An 18,081-nucleotide genomic window follows, 5' to 3' on the forward strand; every position below is an offset into this window, starting at 1 on the left:
AAATCAAGCGCACTTTCGCCTTAAAAAAATTCAACACCCCAAGCCGGCAAGCAATATCCTGAGTACGTTACAGAATTCCTCGTGAAAATCCATGTCCAAATGGGGCAGAGGCGCCTTGGACATGACTTCCTTGCAAATTTCCGAAGGCTCGGAAAGCTGCTGCAGACCGATCATCAGGCTAAAGCTCCAAACCAGGATCTTCACGCCGGCGCCTGGCTTCAACGCCGGGAAATACTGCTCGATCATATTTCCGGTTTTTTCCAGGTTGGAGTTTAAAAAGGTTTTATACTCCAGAGCCGCTTCATAGCTGATGTTCTGCTCCAGGATGGCGCTGGTGATGGACGCCAAAGGACGCATGAGAGGGGCCATTTCCAAAATGGCGGTCACTGAATCAGAGAATGTATCCACCGATCGCGGTTCTTCCGAAACAAGGGCCTGTTCCAAAGCCGCGTTGGCCTGGGTGAAAAATACGGAAAAATTCTGCTTGGAAAGCTCCAGAAAAACCTCTTCCTTGGTCCTAAAATAAAGAAAAACCGTTCCTTTGGCCATGCCGGCGGCTTTGGCCACATCAATCATTTTTATGTCCTGAAAATTGGAAGAGCGAAATAGCCTGGCGGCCGTATCAATGATCAGTTGGCGTTTTTTTTGTTTGTCTCCGTCACTGACGGCCCTTTTGAGCGACATGAACTTTCCTTCGCATAATTAGCTGATAAAATGCCTCCCGGCCCATTTGCCAGGGAGGCGCAAAGGCCATTATCTACCCGTCCGAAAGGGAAAAATCAAGCTCCCATGAAAAATGGAGGCGCTGGGGGCAAAAAGGCCGCCTTCTGCGCGGGCTTATTCCGAGGCGAATTATGTTTCACTGACGGACCATGCGCCTTTTTCATCCTTGCAAAGTCTTAGGATCAGGTTTTGCTTTTCTCCTCCCACTTCCCCTTTGAATTCCAAGAGCCTGCATTCCTTTCCATTTTCATCCGCTTTAGCCAGAAGTTTGATAGTTCCGTGATTGCCGCTTTTGGCATTTTTCCATGTTCTAAGGGTTCCGATTTTATCTTTGTCGACGATTTCCGCCGATTTTTGAGCCAGCAGCCTTTTGTCTTCCTCGGTCAGGGCCTTCAGTTCATCCGGCCATATCCAGCCGGTAAAGGTGGAGCCCATGGACTCCATGAGTCGCAGGGGCGAGGTAAGCACTCCGGTAATCATGCCGCCCACGGCGCCCTGGCCGGCTTCCTCCCCAACCTGGCGGGCGTTTTGGGTGATTGCCTCGGCCTGATCCAAAAGGTCCGGCAGCGCCTCCCGGGTGGTTTTCACTTCCTCCAATATGCCGGGGACGAGCGGCCGCGTTTCTCTCATCTCCTTGGAAGCGGCCTGAACCGCGTCGGACGCCTTGTCCAGGCTGGCTATGACCTTCGGCGCGTCCTCCCTGATCGCCCTGGACTCCGCCAGGATCTTCGGGACTGTCTCCCGCACCTGCCGCACTTCCGCAAGAATTTCCGGCATGGAGGCCTTGGGCTTCTTTTTACGCTCCGGATCCGGGGGCGCTATGGCCAGGATCATCTTCCGGGTGGCTTCCACCTCTTCCAGCACAGGAGGAATCTGCTCCCGGATTCTGCCCGCCTCAGCCGTAATTTCCGGAATAATCGCCCGATAAGCCTCCACCTCGGCAATGGCCTTGTCTACGGTAATGCGCACCTGTTCCACCTCTTTTATGATGTCCGGAACCTGCTCCCGAATTTGAGCAACCTCCAGAACCACGGGCTCTATGCGCTGGCTGGTGGACTCCACCTGGGCTAACAGTTGGGGAATCTGCCCATGGATTTGAGAGACCTTAAAGGAAAAATAAAAAATGGACAGGCCGAGAAAAAACAAGCTGGCCGATAATAGGATGACTCCGATCTTTCCGCCCTTCTCCATGCAGATTCTCCACTTGATATTAGCGTCAATATTTCCATGAAATCTAATGCATAACATATATTGCGCCGTGTGGGCAAAAATCTTTAAGGCCGGACGGAGGGGGGAAAGCCCTTCCGGGCTCAGGCCCTGGAAAGCAGGGTGGGCGACGGCGCGGCGGCTTGGGAATCGCAGAAGCAAAAAAAAGGGAAGACCCAAATCCAGGCATTCCCCTCTTTTGAAAAGCATAAATGGCAGGCTATTTCATTTTGTCGGGAAAAAGCGACCGCACGCCGTCTTCCGAAGCCTTGCACAGCCCTCTTTCCGTAATAAGACCGGTTACCAAGCGGGCGGGAGTCACGTCAAAAGCCACATTAAGGGCCGGGCTGTCCTCCGGCGGAACCAGTACGTCCACCAGATGGCCGTCGTGCAGGCCCCACACTTTTCTGACTTCGTCCGGGTCCCTGTTTTCAATGGGGATGTCCTTTACGCCGTCTTTTAGCTCCCAATCAATGGTGCTGGAAGGCAAAGCCACGTAGAAGGGAACATTGTTGTCTTTGGCGGCCAGGGCTTTCAGGTAGGTTCCCACTTTGTTGGCCGCGTCTCCGGTATGGGTTGTTCTGTCCGTACCTACGATCACCATATCCACCTTGCCGTGCTGCATCAAGTGCCCGCCGGCGTTATCGGTAATGACGGTGTGGGGAACTCCATGCTGTCCCAGTTCCCATGCGGTGAGCCTGGAGCCCTGGTTCAGGGGGCGGGTTTCGTCCACCCAGACATGCACGTCAATCCCCTTGTCAAAGGCGGCGTAAATGGGCGCTGTGGCGGTTCCGTGATCCACGCAGGCCAGCCACCCCGCATTGCAGTGCGTGAGAATGTTGACCGTCTTGCCGTTCTTCTTTTTGCTGATTTCCTCAATAAGCGGAGATCCGTGCAAGCCTATCTGCCGGCAATTCTCCACTTCCGCCTCCGTAATCTCAATGGCTTTAAACCAGGCGGCCTTAAGCCAATCTTCCGCGTTTGGTTTTTCAAGGATCGCCGTTTCCATGGCTTTCACCGCCCACTCCAGGTTGACGGCGGTGGGTCTGGCGTTGCCGATTTTAAAGCACTCCTCCTTGAGATATTGGAGAGGATTGTCCGCGTCCTTCATGTTAACCACGGCAAGGTAAACTCCCCAGGCGCCCGTGGCCCCGATCAAGGGCGCGCCGCGCACGTACATGTCGCGAATGGCCTGGATGGTTTTTTCCGCGGTGGTCAGGCCCACAATTTCAAACCGGTGCGGAAGTTTGCGCTGGTCAATAATCTCGACGGTTTCCGGGTCGTGCTCATTAGGCCATATGGCCCTGTACCACTTTCCATTGACATTCATGATTTCAGACCTTTATTCAAAAAGTGAAACAAAATTAAAGAGGTTGACGTCCACCAAACCCTTGTCCGTAATTTTCAACTCAGGAATAACCGGCAACGCTAAAAAACTAAGGCTCATGAACGGATCTTCCGCCTTGGCTCCCAACTCTCCGGCTGTTTTCATCAAAGCGTCCAGGCTATGCCTTACCTGTTCCATGGGCAGGTCGCTCATGAGGCCCGCTATGGGCAAGGGGCAGACGGATAAAGTTTTCCCGCCCGCTGCCGCCGCAAGCCCGCCGCCCATGTCCGCTACGGCCTTAACGGCGGCTTTCATGTCAGCGTCGTCCACTCCGACCACAATGATATTGTGCGAGTCGTGGGCCACGCTGGAAGCCAGGGCGCCTTTTTGCAATCCAAAGCCGCTGACGAATCCAAGCCCAATGTTTCCGGTCCCTTTATGGCGCTCCACAACGGCGATTTTCAGAATGTCCACAGCGGGGTCCGAAAGGGCCTCGCAATTCTTTTGCAATACATCCCCTGTCATAGCCGCGGTCACCACCTGGCCGGGAACCAGCTTGATGATGCGGGCTTTTCCCGATCCGGCTTTGATGGTGAAATTCAGGCTGTCCACGTTTACGTTCATGGAACTGGTCTGGGGCCTGGGCGGCGGGTCCATGGGGGACGGCAGGCTGCAGCCGTCTTCCACAACCTTGACGCCGGCTGAGTAAACGTCCTGAACATGGAAATCCACGAGATCAGGCGTTACCAAAAAATCCGCCCGCATGCCGGGGGCGATTCCGCCCCTGTCCCGCAGACCGAAATATTCCGCCGTATTCAGGCTGGCCATGCGGATCGCCGTCACCGGGTCCACGCCCTGCCGGATGCACCGGGCGACCATGATGTTGATGTGGCCCTTTTCCAAAAGGTCGTGGGGATGCCTGTCGTCTGAGCAGAACATGATTCTGCGGCTGTTTTGCTCCGTGACGATGGGCAGCAGGTCGTTCAGGTTCTTGGCGCCCGTCCCCTGGCGGATCATGATGCGCATGCCGCTGGCCAACTTCTCCAGGGCTTCTTCCGGGGTGGTGCACTCATGATCGCTTGCCGCTCCGGCGGCCAGATAGGCCTGCAAATCAGCGCCCGATAAACCCGGCGCGTGGCCGTCCACGGTTTTTCCATGCGATTTTGCGGCGTTCATTTTTGCCAGCACTTCCGGATCGCGGTGGATGACGCCCGGGAAATTCATCATTTCGGCCAAACCCACGATTTTCGGATGTTCCAGAAACGGCAGGATGTCCTTGGTCTCCAGGGAGGCGCCTGCCGTCTCCAGGTGTGTGGCCGGCACGCACGAGGGAACGGCGTAGAAAATGCCGACGGGCGCTCCCTCCGCTGCTTGAAGCATGTATGAAACGCCGTCCACGCCCATCACGTTGGCGATCTCGTGGGGATCGGCGATGACGGCCGTGGTTCCGTGCAAAATAACCGTCCGGGCGTATTGATACGGGCTGACCATGGAGCTTTCAATATGAACATGCGCATCAATAAGGCCGGGGGTTAAAAATCGCCCCTGAAGGTCAATCGTTATTTTGGCGTCGCGGGAATCAAGGGCTGCAACCTTGCCGCCATGGACGGCCACGTGCCCTTTTTGAATTTCGCCTGAAAAAACATTAACTATCTGTGCGTTTTTTAAAACAAGGTCGCAAGGGATGTCTCCCCTGGCGGCGGCAATAACTTGATCGTCTATCATTGTGTTTGATGTTCCAAAATAAGGGGTAGAAAATTATTCATCCGGCGGGATAAACTGGACCTGGTTCCCCCCGCTTCGTTTGGAGTTGTACATGGCCATGTCGGCCCGCTTTACGCAACGCTCCATTTCCTCTCCGGGGGAAAACTCGGTAACTCCTATGCTGACGGTGACTTTGGCCGTCTCTTCTTCACTAATTGCCAGGCGAAGCTGATCAATGTCGTTTCTCAGGCGCTGGCCTGCAATAATCGCCTGTTCGCCGGAGGTTTCAGGCAATAAAACCGCAAACTCCTCGCCGCCGTATCGAAAAATGGAATCCGCCACGCGCAGGCAGTTTTCCGTGGCCCGGGCGATGCTTTTTAAAGCCTCGTCCCCTGCAAGATGCCCGTACGTATCGTTAAACTTTTTAAAGGAGTCCACGTCGAAAAACAAGAGGGACAGCACCCGTCCGTAACGCTCCGCGCGGTTGGCCTCCGTGCTTAACTGCCTGTAAAAATGCCGCCGGTTATACAAGTTGGTCAGCCCGTCCGTGATGGACAGTTTTTTCAACTGCTCCATCAAGGCTTCGCGTTCCTTCCAGAGTCTTCGCTCCCGAAAAACTCTCTGAATGCGCGCTTTTAACTCCGGCAGTCTTACGGGCTTCAATAAAAAGTCGCTGGCGCCCCTTCCTATTGCTTCCTCATAAGTATGGCTGTCCGCAAAACCGGTCAGGACCACGACGTCCGCGTCAAAACGCTCCTTGACGGCGGCCGTCAATTCCAGCCCGTTCATGTCCGGCATGTGGATATCTGTCAGGACCAGTTCGACGGGATGCCTTGCTAGTATTTCAAGGGCGCTTTCAGCGCTCGGCGCTGCAGCGGCTTTATAACCGGCCGTGAGGACCATTTCGTACAGGGCCTCACGAGCCGGTTTGTCATCATCCACTATCAAAACGCTTTCCAATGGAATGCTTTTTTTTTCCACTATTCTTTACGTTCCGAGAGGCCCAATGGGCTGATAGTAAGTAAATAACATGGGGTGATTAGGATAATATTAAATTACCATACCGCCGTCCACGACAATAACTTCCCCCGTGGTGAAGGAAGAAGCGTCCGACACCAGATACAACACGGTTCCGGCCATTTCCTCCGGAACGGCGTGGCGATGCATGGGAATGGCGGAAGTTGCATGATCGTAGATCTCTTTATTGGTGAATAAAGCGCTGGCGAACTTGGTTTCCGTCAGGCCGGGGGCCAGGCCGTTGACGCGAATTCCGTGGGGCGCCAACTCCTTGGCGTAAGCCTTGGTCAAATGGATAAGGGCGGCCTTGGTGGTGGAGTAGATGCCCTGGAACTCCGCAGGTCTGATGCCGGCGATGGAGGCCACGTTGACGATGGCGCCCTTGGTCTGGGTTTCCATCATGAGTTTGGCGGCGTATTGAATCATAAAAAAGGGGCCTTTGACGTTAACCGCCCAGGTCTTGTCCCAAACCCCCTCGTCAGCGCCCAGCATATCTCCAAAGTACGGATTGGCGGCCGCATTATTGACCAGAATGTCTATCTTGCCGAACCGTTCTTTAACTTCCGCAAACAAAGCATCCACTTTATCCACATAACCCATGTTGCAGGCGATAGGGGTGGCTTCGTAGCCCTTTTCCTTCATTTTGGCGGCCACGGCTTCCAAGGCTTCCATTTTTCTGCTCACCAGAATGCAGTGGGCGCCGTACTGCCCCAAGGCCATGGCAATAGCTTCACCAATGCCTCTGCTGGCCCCGGTGATAAGTGCATACTTGCCTTTAAGGGAAAAATCTACCATACTGAACCTCCTTGATTGAATATATGAAGGGCATGCCTGCTTGTTGGAAGAGGCGGTTTTCACAGTTGGATTATAATGGCGCCAAGTCGGCTAGCTTGTCAATCATAGTAGAGTTCCAAAGTTTTTTTGATGGGGCTTCCGGCCGGCGTCAAGGCCCGGCCTGAAAGGATAAGAAGGCTATGGACTTTCAGCATTTGCCGAATGAAATAATGGGTGTCTCGATTGTCTTATGGGTTGTCCTTGCAGTTGTTTGGGCGATAATCCTGATCGCCCTGATTCGCCTGCTTACCAAAAAAAGCGCGGATAAATCCTCTGGAGGCATGGAGTTTACGGCGCCCGAGGTGAAGGACTACCTGGCCGGTCAGCCGTCGCCGTCTTGGCAAGAGTATCGGTCCGGCAGCGATGCGCCTCCTCCTCCCCCTGAACCGCCCAAATTGCCGAATTATAAACAAGCCGGGCCGAAAACCTTTTCTGTAGCCGCGTTTATGATCGTGCTCGTATTGGTCATGGCCTGCATTTTTGTGGTGTTCAGGGCGCACCAGGCCAGGGAGCATGAAGCCCGAAAGGCCCAAAGGGCCGCCTTGGAGCAGTCGGAAAAAGAAAGAAAGGCCGAAATCGCCGGGAATCAGGCGGATGCAAGGAAGCCTCCCCAGGCGCATAAGGAGAAAACCGTCGACCAAAAAGCTCTGGAGCTGACCAAACACGGGACCCTTGCTTTTCGCGAGGCGGACTATGAGCAGGCGGAGAAGGATTTTCGCCAGGCCTTATCCCTCATTCAGAAGTCCGAGTCTTTGGCTTCCAGAGCTCTCATAGGGGCGTACAACAATCTGGCTTTCGCCCTGGAAAAACAGGACCGGGAAGACGAGGCGGAAGTCTATTTTTTGATGGCGTTGAAAGAAGCTGAAGATCAGAAAAAACCTGACGACATGGGCGTGGCCCATGCAAAGCAAGGCCTGATTCGGATACAAATCAGGCAGGGGCGTCTGGATAACGTGGAAGCCATGTACGACGACGCCATCAGGATTTGGGACCTTCAACGCGGTGAAGGCAACGGCAATTCCATCAGCCTCATGCTGGACAAAGTCCGCTTTCTGGATTCCATCGGAAAGAGCGGGGAGGCCGCCGACCTGCTGGAAAAGGCCAGGGCTTTTCGGAAAGTGCATGATCCTCCCCCCAAGCCCGTTTACGACGATGACGGCAGCCAGGTGGTCAACCTTTCAATCGCCCTTAAATTCAAGCCGGTCCGGCCAAGCTCCAAAGGCCCCAACGGCGCATGGATTCCGGGCACGGACCCCCTCTCGCCCATAAGGCCTGACGGGATCATAAAAGAGCCGGATTACCAGGGCATAGAGCGCCGGTACGGCGCCATGGAACTGGGCGTACCCCGCTTCACCTATTATTTCGCCCTGGACAGAAGCTCCGGCCCCCACCCCGTCATCTATTTTGATAAAAACCGGAACGGAGACCTTTCGGACGACGGCCCCCCTATCCTGAATCAGGGAACCGGGTTTTTTGCAGCCGCCGTCAGCATTCCGTTTTCCACAATTCACCAGCGGTACAAGGGCGAAGAATCGTTTATAATCTGGTTTTACATGAGGGAAAGCGACTGGGACGGCGCGGCAAGCCATTACAGCCAGACCCAGTTGCGGGGCTCGGCGGCCATCCAGGATCAGACCTACACAGCGTATCTTGCGGACACCCGGATCAATGACGGGGATTTTACCAATGACGGCATTTATCTGGACATTGACGGGGACGGGAAGATAAATTCGGAGACGGAGCACATAGGCTTCGGTAAAACTCTTGATTTGGGAGGCCAAAGCTATCGTTTTTTGATTACGCCATAGCATAATCATTTAGGCCGGGGCTTGGCGCCGGAGAAACCCGGTAAGGCGCCAAGGCCTAAAAGGAGGGGAAAGCAGCAATCATGGCAGAGATGTACCCGAAACAATTTTCCGAACATGTATGGATACTCGTAAATCAGGGATACCCGATTTTTTTAGTCAAAGGAAACAAGGAATGCGCTTTGGTGGAGGGCAGCCTGTCGTGCGCCGCCCCCATGGCCATGGCCCAGTTTCAGGAAATTGGCGTGGAAGTTCCGCTAAAATACCTGCTGGTGGCTCACGAGCATTCGGACCACGTTTGCGGCTTTGTGACCCTGAAAAAAGAAAGCCCTGAACTCATTATCGCCGGCTCGCGGATCGCGGCGGACATTCTGGCCAAAGAAAAGGTCATGACCAAGTTTGTCGTGGAGGATAAGGTGTTCGGGGATGTGTTGCTGGGCCTGAAACTGGTCGATTCCAGCCCGGAAATGCTTCCGCCCGAACCCATGGTACTGGACGAGATCATAGAGCCTGGCCAGGTTTTGGATCTTGGCGGAGTGACGATAGAGGCCATTGCAACGCCCGGCCACTCGCCGGGCAGCCTGTCTTTTTTTGTGGAGCCGGACAAAACCCTGCTTATGTCGGATGCGGCCGGCCTGGGGGGCGGCCTGACCCAGGTCTATCCCATGTTTTTCTATAGTTTTGAACAGTTTGTAGAGTCTTTAAGAACGCTCAAAGCGACCAATCCCGAAAGGCTCGCTCTTGGGCACGACCTGGTTGTAGAAGGCGCGGACGACTGCCAGGCTTTTCTGGACCGCGCTATCGCAGCAACCTTTGAGATGCAAGCGGACATGAAAGAGCAGCTGGCCCAGGGCCGCACGGAAGACCAGGTCGCTCTGGATTGGGCTCATAAAATGCACGCCTTTGGCATGTTCGAGCTTTTTCCTGACGAAAATCTGATGTCCTACACCAGCCTTTTGCTAAAAAGGGCTTTGGAAGCCTGATCGGCTTATAAAAAGAAAGGACCCGCCCATGATCGAAGCAATTACCAGCCCGGTTTTAATTTGGTTTATCATTGGCCTGGCTCTGATTCTTTCGGAATTTGCCGCGCCGGGCATTATTTTGATTTTTTTCGGCATTGGCGCATGGGTGGTGAGCGCCATGTGCGCGGTATTTGACGCCTCGTTGAACACCCAGTTATTCGTGTTTTTGATCTCCTCGGTTCTTTCTTTGGTTTTTTTGCGGACATGGGTGCAAAAAACCTTTGTAGGGAACGCTATGGACGGAGAAAGCTCTTTTAACAGCGATGAGCTCGTGGGCCAAAAAGCAATCACCGTTCAAGAAATCAAGCCGGGTTTTACGGGCAAAGTGGAGTTCCGGGGCACGCGTTGGAACGCCGTGGCGGATGAATTGATCGAAGAATCCCAGCCTGTGGAGATCGTCAGGCAGGACAACCTTACCCTGTTGGTTAAGCCCATTAAGGACAATTAACGAGATTACGTACATCATACAAAAGGAGAAAACCTATGCCCCAAAGTCCTTTCAGCATAATCATGGCCTTCATTATTGTGGGTACACTCATCCTGGTGGCTGTTACGCTTTGGAAAACAGCTCGCGTCGTGCCCCAAAAATCAGCCTTCATCGTAGAGCGTTTAGGAAAATACAGAAAGACCCTGGAAGCCGGCTTCCATTTTTTAATCCCTTTTATAGACGTTGTGGAGTACAAACACACCTTGAAGGAACAAGCCATCGACGTGCCGCCCCAGGCGTGCATCACCAAGGACAACATCGCCGTGGAAGTGGACGGGATTTTGTACCTTCAGGTGGTGGATCCGGTCAAGGCTTCCTACGGAATCAACAATTACCAGTTCGCCTCCACCCAATTGGCTCAGACCACCATGCGGAGCGTCATCGGCAAGCTGGATTTGGACAAGACCTTTGAGGAGCGCGACTCCATCAACAACGCCATTGTGGACGCCGTGGACAAGGCATCCGACCCCTGGGGAGTGAAAGTCACCCGGTACGAGGTGAAGAACATCCTGCCGCCCAAAAGCATCAAGGACGCCATGGAAAAGCAAATGCGCGCCGAGCGGGAGAAGCGCGCCATGATCGCCGAGTCCGAGGGCGAAAAGCAGGCCAAGATCAACCGGGCTCAAGGCGATAAACAGGAGCTTATTGAACGGTCCGAGGGCGAAAAGCAAAAAAGGATCAACGAGGCGGACGGCAAGGCCCAGGAGATTCTGCGCATCGCCGCGGCCACCGCCCGAGGGCTTCGGGAAATCGCCGACGCCATCAATCAGGAGGGCGGCATGAACGCCGTGAACCTGCGCATTGCGGAAGGCTATCTCCAGGAATTCGGCAAACTTGCCAAGGAAAACAACACCATGATCGTCCCCACGGACCTGTCCGACGTGTCAGGCGTGTTGGCGGCCATCAGTTCGGTTTTAAAAGATACGAAAACAATGGGCCAATAATCATAGAATGCTTGCGCTAATGGAGGGGAAAGCATGACACAGGAGAAGCAACGTACGGCCTTGGTAATTTATCATTCCAACACGGGCAACACCGCCACCCTGGCGAAAGAGGCGGCCGCGACTTTGGAGGATATGGGCTGGGCGGTCAATCAGACGCCTTTGGAAAAAGCCCCCAAAATTTTTCCCGGAGGAAACCCGGACCTGCTTTTGATGGGCACGCCCATTCATTTTTGGCAAGTGCCGGTGCCGGCTATGGAAATGATTCGCAAACTCCCCAATTTTCCGGGCGCCGGGGCCTTTGTTTTTTTAACCTACGGCACGGTTTTCGATGGAAACGCTCCGCACCAACTGGCCGTGGAAGTGGAGAAAAAGGGCGCCAAGGTGCTGGGCGGCGCCTCCGTGCTTTCGCCCCATAATTTCAAGATGACTCCGGACCAACGCCTGGGAGATCTGTACGAAGACTTTGGCAAAGGCCAGCCGGACCAACAGGTTTTGGCGGATTTTCGGGCCGCCGTGCGCGCCGCGGCCTCCAAGGTGGAAAGCGGCGTTCAGGACTTTAATATTAAAGACTTGCGCTCCCCCAAGCCTGTGATTACATTTTTGGACGGCCTGATGCCGGTGTCCATGCAGAAAAAAGCCCTGCCCAAGGTGACGTGGGTGGAGGAATCCTGCAAGGATTGCGGTATGTGCGTCGAAAATTGCACGACGGGAAGCATCCGTTCGGTAAACGGCAAGATCACGACCAACCACGATACGTGCTATCGGTGCTATCAGTGCTTGTGGACCTGCAAGTCCCAGGCTAGGACCGTGAACTTGTCCGCAATGGCCGGCGTGTTAAGAGGCTTGAAAAAGGTAGTTAAGAATCCGGGGACCCGGATTATGGTCTAAATATTTTGCAAACAGCAGCCAGGTTTAATTGAAGAAAGAGTCCAAACGCCTTTCCTTTAGGGAAGCATTCAGAGAGTTCGCCCCCCTTAAAAAGGCCTTTGTGGATAACTGGAAGGGCCTGGCTGTGGGACTCCTGTGCCTGACCCTTGTGGACGGGATCCAGCTTTACATGCCCTTTATCATCAAAGACGCCGTGGACGCCCTCTCACGCAGGGTCGCCGCGGCGTCCGATCTTCTATCCTATGCATTGCTGATTCTCTGCCTGGCCGGTATTGCAGGCGCGGTGCGGTACATCTGGCGCACCCTTTTGCTGGGCCACGCCCGGATCGTGGAGCGGGGCCTGCGCGCCCGCCTGTACGGCCACATCCAAACCCTTTCCGCTTCCTTTTTTCAGGACATGCCCACCGGCGACCTCATGGCCCGGTCCACCAACGACATCAACTCCATCCGCATGGCCACGGGCATCGGCCTGGTTTCCCTGCTGGACGGCACGCTCATGGCCGGCGCGGCCATTTGCATCATGGTTTACATCCACCCGCTTCTGACACTTATCGCCATGATTCCCGCCCCATTGGTTGTCTTGGCGAGCAGGCGCTTCAGCCGCAGAATGGCCGCCGGATACGAAGCCACCCAGCGCAGTTTCGGCGATGTGACCGAAAGGGTGCGGGAGGCCTTTGCCGGCATCCGGGTGGTGAAAGCCTACGGCCGCGAGGAATGGACCCGGCAGCGGGTGCACGAAAAAAGCCAGGATTACGTGGCGGTGAACCTGCGTCTGGCCAAAAGCCTGGGCATGTTTTATCCCCTCATGGCCATCTTCACCAACGTGGGGCTGGCCGTGGTGGTGGGCCTGGGCGGCAGGCTGGCCATTATGGACCAGATCAGCATCGGCGATTTTGTGGCCTTTACCGTGTATCTCAACCTGCTCACATGGCCCATGATGGCCATGGGCTGGGTAACCAATCTGGTGCAGCGCGGCGGCGCGTCCATGCGGCGCATCAACGGCATATTGACCACCATGCCGGAAATAACCAGCCGGGCGCCGGACGACGGCAAACTCATCCTGGACGGCGGAATTTCCGTTAAGTCCCTGAACTTCCATCATCCCGGCGTAAAAGCCCCGGCCCTGGACGATTTGAGCCTGGAAATCCCCAAAGGCTCCGTCACCGCCATTGTAGGCCCGGTGGGCTGCGGCAAAAGCACCCTGCTGCATACCCTGGTGCGCCTTATGGATCCGCCCGAAGGCGCCGTGTTTTTCGACGGCAGGGACGTGCACGACATCCCCCTGGGCCAGCTAAGGCGCAGCCTGGGCTTTGTCACCCAGATCGCCACGGTCTTTTCCGACTCCATCGAAGCCAACGTGGTTTTCGGCCGGCCGGACATATCCCGGGAAAGAGTCCTGGAAGCCCTGGCCGCGGCTAGCTTTGACCAGGAAGTCCTGGAAATGGAGCACGGCCTGGACACCCTTGTGGGCGAGCGGGGCATCACCTTGTCCGGCGGCCAACGGCAGCGTTTGTGCCTGGCCAGGGCCATGCTGGAAGATCCGCCCATCCTGATTTTGGACGACGCCCTATCCATGGTGGACACCCGGACCGAGGAGAAAATCGTCAACCAACTCTTGTCCCATCGCCAGGGCAGGACCACCATTTTGGTGACGCACCGAATGTCCACCCTAAAGCGGGCGGACAACATATTCGTTCTGGACAAGGGCCGCATCGTTGAGTCGGGCAAACACCGGGAATTAATCGACCATAACGGCCTGTACGCGGCTTTGTACCGGCGGCAGCAACTGAGCAACGGGTTGTAATCATGCGCGGAGAATTCGGACATATGGAAGAGGGTAAGCTGGGCAAGGCTTACGACCTCAACTTGCTGAAAAGGCTCTGGCCCTACGGCAGGCCTTATCTGCGCATAATCTTCATCGCCCTGATTGTGAGCGTGGGCATCACCATTTTCACCCTGGCGACGCCTTACGTCTCCAAAATGGCCATTGACCGGTATATCATCGCCTCATGGTACAAGGTCCAGGCCGGAGATGTCGAGCAGCAGGCGATTGTGGAAAAATACGCCCGGCTTTTCCAGCCAGGCGCCCGGGATGAAGGACGGTTTATCTCCCACACCAATACACGCAAGCTGGATCCCATGGATATGAACGTCCTGGAAACCGGCGGCGTGCTTGCCGAAACCTATTATAAAATTCCGCCCACCGCCAGGACCCTGCCCATCCTTGAGAAGCTGGAAAGCTCTTCCATTAAGGCAAAGGACGGAGACTGGTTCGCCCCCACGATTCTGGTCAACAGCCTGCCGGCCGGAGAAATGGCGGCGCTGCGCGCCCGGGACCTGACCGGCGTGATGAACCTGGGCCTGCTATTGCTGGTGCTGGCCGCCGGCGCCTTCTACTTGGGATACCTGGAGTACAACCTCCTGGAAAAAGCCGGGCAGAACATTATGGCCGACATGCGCCTGGCCTTGTTCACCCACATTCAATCCCAGTCCCTGAGTTTTTTTGACAAGCATCCCGTGGGCAGGCTGGTCACCCGGGCCACCAACGACATCGAGAACCTGAACGAAATGTTCAAGTCGGTCCTGGTGACCGTGTTCAAGGACATGTTTCTGCTTTTGGGCATCATTGTGGTCATGGCCTACATGGATTGGCGGCTGGCTTTGGTCTGCTACGCTTTGATTCCCGTGGTGGTGATCTGCGCCTTTTTATTCAGCGCCCTGGCCCGGGACGCCTTTCGCCAGTTGCGGGCCACGGTGTCGGCCATCAATTCCTTTTGCCAGGAGCGATTCGCCGCCATGGCGGCCATCCAGCTTTATGCGGTGGAAGCCCACCAAATGGCCCGGTTCGAAAAAATCAACGAGCAAAATTTCCTGGCTGGAATGCGTCAAGTGCGGGTCTTCGGCGTGTTCCTGCCGGTCATGGAATTCCTTTCCCACCTGGGGCTGGCCATCATCATCTGGTACGGCGGAAGCCGCGTCCTGGGCGAACAGGCCACTCTGGGAACCGTGGTGGCCTTTATCAGCTACTTGCGCACCTTTTTCCGGCCGCTCCGGGACATAGCGGAAAAATACAACATCATGCAGGCGGCCATGGCTTCTTCCGAGCGCATCTTTGAGTTCATGGACGAGGACCAAACCCTGGACCTTGCAAAAAATCCAATAGCCGTAAAAGACGTGAAGGGCGACGCCGCCTTTGACGGCGTGAGCTTCTGTTACGAGTCTGACAAGCCCATTTTGCAGGACATCAACTTCAGCGCCAAACCCGGCGAGATGATCGCCCTGGTGGGCAGGACCGGCTCGGGCAAGACCACGCTCATGCACCTGCTGTTCCGGTTTTACGATCCGGCGACCGGCGAGGTTCGGCTGGAGAACAAAGACCTGCGGGATTGGGATTTAAAGGCTCTCAGAAGCCACATGGCCTTGATCCAGCAGGACGTGTTTTTGTTTGCGGGAAGCATCCGGGACAACATCACTCTGGGCGATCCGGAAATCACGGAGGAAAAAATCGCCGCAGCCCTGGAGCAGGCGGAAGCCGGGTTTGTGTACAACCTGGATAAAGGCCTGGATCATCATATTGCGGAACGGGGAATCAATCTGTCCGCCGGGGAATGCCAGTTGCTGTCATTCGCCCGGGCTCTGGCCTATAACACGGAAATCCTCATCCTGGACGAAGCCACCTCCAGCGTGGACCCCCAGACAGAGCGGGCCATCCAGAAAGCCATTCTGAAAATCGCGGGAAAGCGCACCACCCTGGTGGTGGCGCATCGCCTGTCCACCGTGGAAAGGGCGGACAACATCCTGGTGGTGCGCCAGGGCCGGATTGTGGAAACCGGAACCCACAGCGAACTCATGGCAAAACAGGGCCACTACTACAAATTGCGTCAGGTGCTTTCCAATTAGCGGACGCCCGCCAATTAGCAACTGCTGATATATTCCACGGGAGTCATAATGGTTATGGCTGCAGCCTTGTAGTCCTTGACATTACGGGTGATGAGAGTGGGAACATTTCCTGCCATGGCTGAATAGTATTGGATAGCATCTTCAAAATCCTTAAGATCAGAGGAGAGGACCTTAATCAGAGATGTAAGTTTTAAAAGAGATTGAACAGCCAGTTTCCGGTCAAAATGTCTGTTCAGGATGTAAAACAAATCGGCAATAATAACAGGTGAGGTAAACGCAGACACTTCCCCATCTTGAATCTTCAAAAATAACTTCCCGACAGGCTCAAAGTGCGGCTCCCGTTCCATCAGCAAATCAAGAATCACATCTGCGTCAAGAAAAACACCCTCTGTTTTCATTTGTATTTGGATTCCAGATAGTTTGTGTAGTCTTTTTGAATATAGTCGACGTCCTTGCCCTTTAGAATGCCGGCCAGTTCGCCCACAACGCCTGGAATTCTGTTAGCGGAAACCGAATTATGCGTGAGGGTTTTAAAATAGGTTTCAACCAGCTTTGATACGGATGTCTGATTCGCCTTGCCAAATGATTTTGCCGCCTCAATGGCTGCGTTATCCATTTTTAAAGTGAGTTTTTTATGCACGGCAGGTCCTCCTCTCAAAAAAGGAAGTACGTACTATTAACCTTATTTCAGTACGGCTTGCACCCAATGTCAACGATCCCAAGAGGCAATTATAAAGATCGGAACTGAAGTATAGCTATAGAATTTTAAAAAATATCCAAGGCGTTGGCGATCAATCCCCATTTTTTTATAATGTTTTGGCTGGTGCGCAGATTGGTGAACACGTAGTCCCACGAGACATTGGAGCCGTCTGCAATGGCCTTGTTGTGCCGAAAGATGCCCGATGATGTGTAAGCCTCGGTCATAGCCTGGATGCTTGACTTGCTCCAAAGATTCTCCTGCTTGCCTGCCTTGGCCTGCTGCCCAATCATCAGATTCACCCAAAATTTGGCCGATTCCATGGACGAAATCAGGCCGCTGCCGCCGGATATCTCCACAAACCCGGCTGCATCTCCCAATAACACTACGCCTGCTTGTGGGATAACCTCTTCCATGGGGCCGCCCATGGGCAGCATGGTGGCTTCCACGAGATCCGCCGACGCCTCTGCCAGCATATTGCTCATCACCGGATGGCGCTTAGTCGCTTGTTCAAAAACCTGGAGCAATTCCTCTGGGTCGGGCAATTCATAGCCCAGTTTGAGTGCGGCCCTGGCCATTACCGCCAGCCCCACCTCGCAGCTCGATCCCTCCCTGGGAAAGAGAAAAGCCAGGGCGGGAGGAAAATCCGGGGCGAAATCCATGGAACCCTCGGGAAGAAAGAAAAACTTGAAGCCCGGGGAGTCAAAGCGGGCGTTGCCGAACTTGGATTTTACGATGGGATAGTTGATGCCCGTATAATCCACGCCCAGTTTACGGCCTATCAGGCTGCCGTGGCCGTCGCTGGCGAAGACCGCATCGGCTGCTGCTGAGGCTTCACTCCCATCCGCGTCAAGATACTTAACCCCGGTTACCCTGCCTGACTCCTTGGTGACGTCAATGACTTCGGCGCCCAGTTTCAGGTCGATGCTCAACCCCTGAACTTGTTTTTGGAACGCCTGCATCCACTCATGCCATTCAAAGCTATGGTTGGGAACTTTCATATCCAGAATGATGGGGTCGGCCTCATGGGGCAAGGGCGCAAAGTATTCTATCATCGTTGTCGAGGCGATGGTCAGCGATGCCATCACCCCTTCCCCCAGCACCTCGTCCAGTATGGGGCGATGCCGCAGGGTTTCCCCCCTGGGATGCAGATCCAGGGAGCTTTTCTTTTCGATAAGCAGGCAGCGTTTGCCTTGCCGGGCCGCCAGTATGGCCCCGGTAAGCCCGGCCGGGCCTGCTCCCGCAAAGATGAAGTCGTATATCATTGATATTCCTTAACAATTTTGAGGGACATCTCTCAAAAACTCAATAAGTTTGGACAGGCCTTATTCCTTGCTCACATCCTCGTTGGGAACGCCGAGCCTGGGCAGGCCGGTTGTGCCCGGAATAACGGACTTTTTGCCCCAGGCGGAGGGATCGGCCGCGTAATCGTACAGCGCCAGGATGGTTGCAACGCCCAGATCCCGAATATCGTCCTGGGTCAGCCAATGGTCCATGCCGCCGTTAGTCATTCTATCGGCTGATCCA

At 54.8% G+C, this 18,081-nt stretch carries 17 protein-coding genes; 7 read left to right on the plus strand and 10 right to left on the minus strand.

All coding sequences use genetic code 11. From position 1 onward, the window contains the following. Positions 1-30: 30 nt before the first annotated feature. From BUE18_RS04490 to BUE18_RS04515, 6 genes are all read right to left on the minus strand, one after another. The gene (locus BUE18_RS04490; RefSeq protein WP_073473320.1) at positions 31-684 is read right to left on the minus strand and encodes a TetR/AcrR family transcriptional regulator; all 654 of its coding nucleotides are present in this window, start codon (positions 682-684) and stop codon (positions 31-33) included. A 168-nt stretch (positions 685-852) separates the two neighbouring features. Continuing rightward, the gene (locus BUE18_RS04495) at positions 853-1,914 is read right to left on the minus strand and encodes an RT0821/Lpp0805 family surface protein (protein ID WP_170868266.1); all 1,062 of its coding nucleotides are present in this window, start codon (positions 1,912-1,914) and stop codon (positions 853-855) included. A gap of 235 nt (positions 1,915-2,149) precedes the next feature. Further along, positions 2,150-3,259, minus strand: coding sequence for an S-methyl-5-thioribose-1-phosphate isomerase (gene mtnA, locus BUE18_RS04500; RefSeq protein ID WP_073473325.1), 1,110 nt, complete (start codon positions 3,257-3,259; stop codon positions 2,150-2,152). Between the two features lie 12 nt (positions 3,260-3,271). Beyond that, positions 3,272-4,981 carry an adenine deaminase gene (gene ade / locus BUE18_RS04505; protein ID WP_073473328.1) on the minus strand — a complete coding sequence of 570 codons (1,710 nt, stop codon included), beginning with the start codon at positions 4,979-4,981 and terminating at the stop codon, positions 3,272-3,274. Positions 4,982-5,014: 33 nt separating this feature from the next. Beyond that, positions 5,015-5,902, minus strand: coding sequence for a GGDEF domain-containing response regulator (locus tag BUE18_RS04510; RefSeq protein ID WP_244549283.1), 888 nt, complete (start codon positions 5,900-5,902; stop codon positions 5,015-5,017). Between the two features lie 108 nt (positions 5,903-6,010). Next, a complete protein-coding gene (locus BUE18_RS04515) occupies positions 6,011-6,772 on the minus strand; it encodes an SDR family oxidoreductase (RefSeq protein ID WP_073473333.1) in 762 nt (253 codons plus the stop codon). A 209-nt stretch (positions 6,773-6,981) separates the two neighbouring features. On the opposite strand from BUE18_RS04515, the gene BUE18_RS04520 reads away from it, so the two are divergent. From BUE18_RS04520 to BUE18_RS04550, 7 genes are all read left to right on the plus strand, one after another. Next, complete coding sequence (locus BUE18_RS04520) at positions 6,982-8,619, plus strand: tetratricopeptide repeat protein (RefSeq protein ID WP_139264608.1); 1,638 nt, start codon at positions 6,982-6,984, stop codon at positions 8,617-8,619. A gap of 80 nt (positions 8,620-8,699) precedes the next feature. Beyond that, complete coding sequence (locus BUE18_RS04525) at positions 8,700-9,599, plus strand: MBL fold metallo-hydrolase (RefSeq protein WP_083610762.1); 900 nt, start codon at positions 8,700-8,702, stop codon at positions 9,597-9,599. A 28-nt stretch (positions 9,600-9,627) separates the two neighbouring features. Beyond that, positions 9,628-10,086, plus strand: coding sequence for an NfeD family protein (locus BUE18_RS04530; protein ID WP_073473341.1), 459 nt, complete (start codon positions 9,628-9,630; stop codon positions 10,084-10,086). A gap of 35 nt (positions 10,087-10,121) precedes the next feature. Continuing rightward, positions 10,122-11,069 (plus strand): SPFH domain-containing protein, encoded by a 948-nt coding sequence (locus BUE18_RS04535; RefSeq protein WP_073473343.1) that lies wholly within the window; start codon positions 10,122-10,124, stop codon positions 11,067-11,069. A gap of 33 nt (positions 11,070-11,102) precedes the next feature. Then, positions 11,103-11,957 carry an EFR1 family ferrodoxin gene (locus tag BUE18_RS04540; RefSeq protein ID WP_073473346.1) on the plus strand — a complete coding sequence of 285 codons (855 nt, stop codon included), beginning with the start codon at positions 11,103-11,105 and terminating at the stop codon, positions 11,955-11,957. Between the two features lie 28 nt (positions 11,958-11,985). Further along, a complete protein-coding gene (locus BUE18_RS04545) occupies positions 11,986-13,761 on the plus strand; it encodes an ABC transporter ATP-binding protein (RefSeq protein ID WP_083610763.1) in 1,776 nt (591 codons plus the stop codon). Positions 13,762-13,784: 23 nt separating this feature from the next. Continuing rightward, positions 13,785-15,857, plus strand: coding sequence for an ABC transporter ATP-binding protein (locus BUE18_RS04550; RefSeq protein ID WP_170868267.1), 2,073 nt, complete (start codon positions 13,785-13,787; stop codon positions 15,855-15,857). 14 nt (positions 15,858-15,871) lie between these two features. Here BUE18_RS04550 and BUE18_RS04555 read toward each other — a convergent pair whose 3' ends face one another. From BUE18_RS04555 to BUE18_RS04570, 4 genes are all read right to left on the minus strand, one after another. After that, positions 15,872-16,255, minus strand: a complete 384-nt coding sequence (locus BUE18_RS04555) for a type II toxin-antitoxin system VapC family toxin (RefSeq protein ID WP_073473351.1) — start codon at positions 16,253-16,255, stop codon at positions 15,872-15,874. Then, on the minus strand, positions 16,252-16,497 hold the full coding sequence (locus BUE18_RS04560; protein WP_073473354.1) for a DUF6364 family protein: 246 nt from the start codon (positions 16,495-16,497) through the stop codon (positions 16,252-16,254). Before BUE18_RS04560 ends, BUE18_RS04555 begins: the two co-directional genes overlap by 4 nt. 125 nt (positions 16,498-16,622) lie before the next feature. Next, positions 16,623-17,819 (minus strand): FAD-dependent monooxygenase, encoded by a 1,197-nt coding sequence (locus BUE18_RS04565; RefSeq protein WP_073473356.1) that lies wholly within the window; start codon positions 17,817-17,819, stop codon positions 16,623-16,625. A 60-nt stretch (positions 17,820-17,879) separates the two neighbouring features. After that, positions 17,880-18,065 carry a hypothetical protein gene (locus BUE18_RS04570; RefSeq protein ID WP_073473359.1) on the minus strand — a complete coding sequence of 62 codons (186 nt, stop codon included), beginning with the start codon at positions 18,063-18,065 and terminating at the stop codon, positions 17,880-17,882. Between the last annotated feature and the right edge of the window lie 16 nt (positions 18,066-18,081).

The sequence above is a fragment of the Desulfatibacillum alkenivorans DSM 16219 genome, from assembly GCF_900142135.1.
Taxonomy (GTDB): domain Bacteria; phylum Desulfobacterota; class Desulfobacteria; order Desulfobacterales; family Desulfatibacillaceae; genus Desulfatibacillum; species Desulfatibacillum alkenivorans.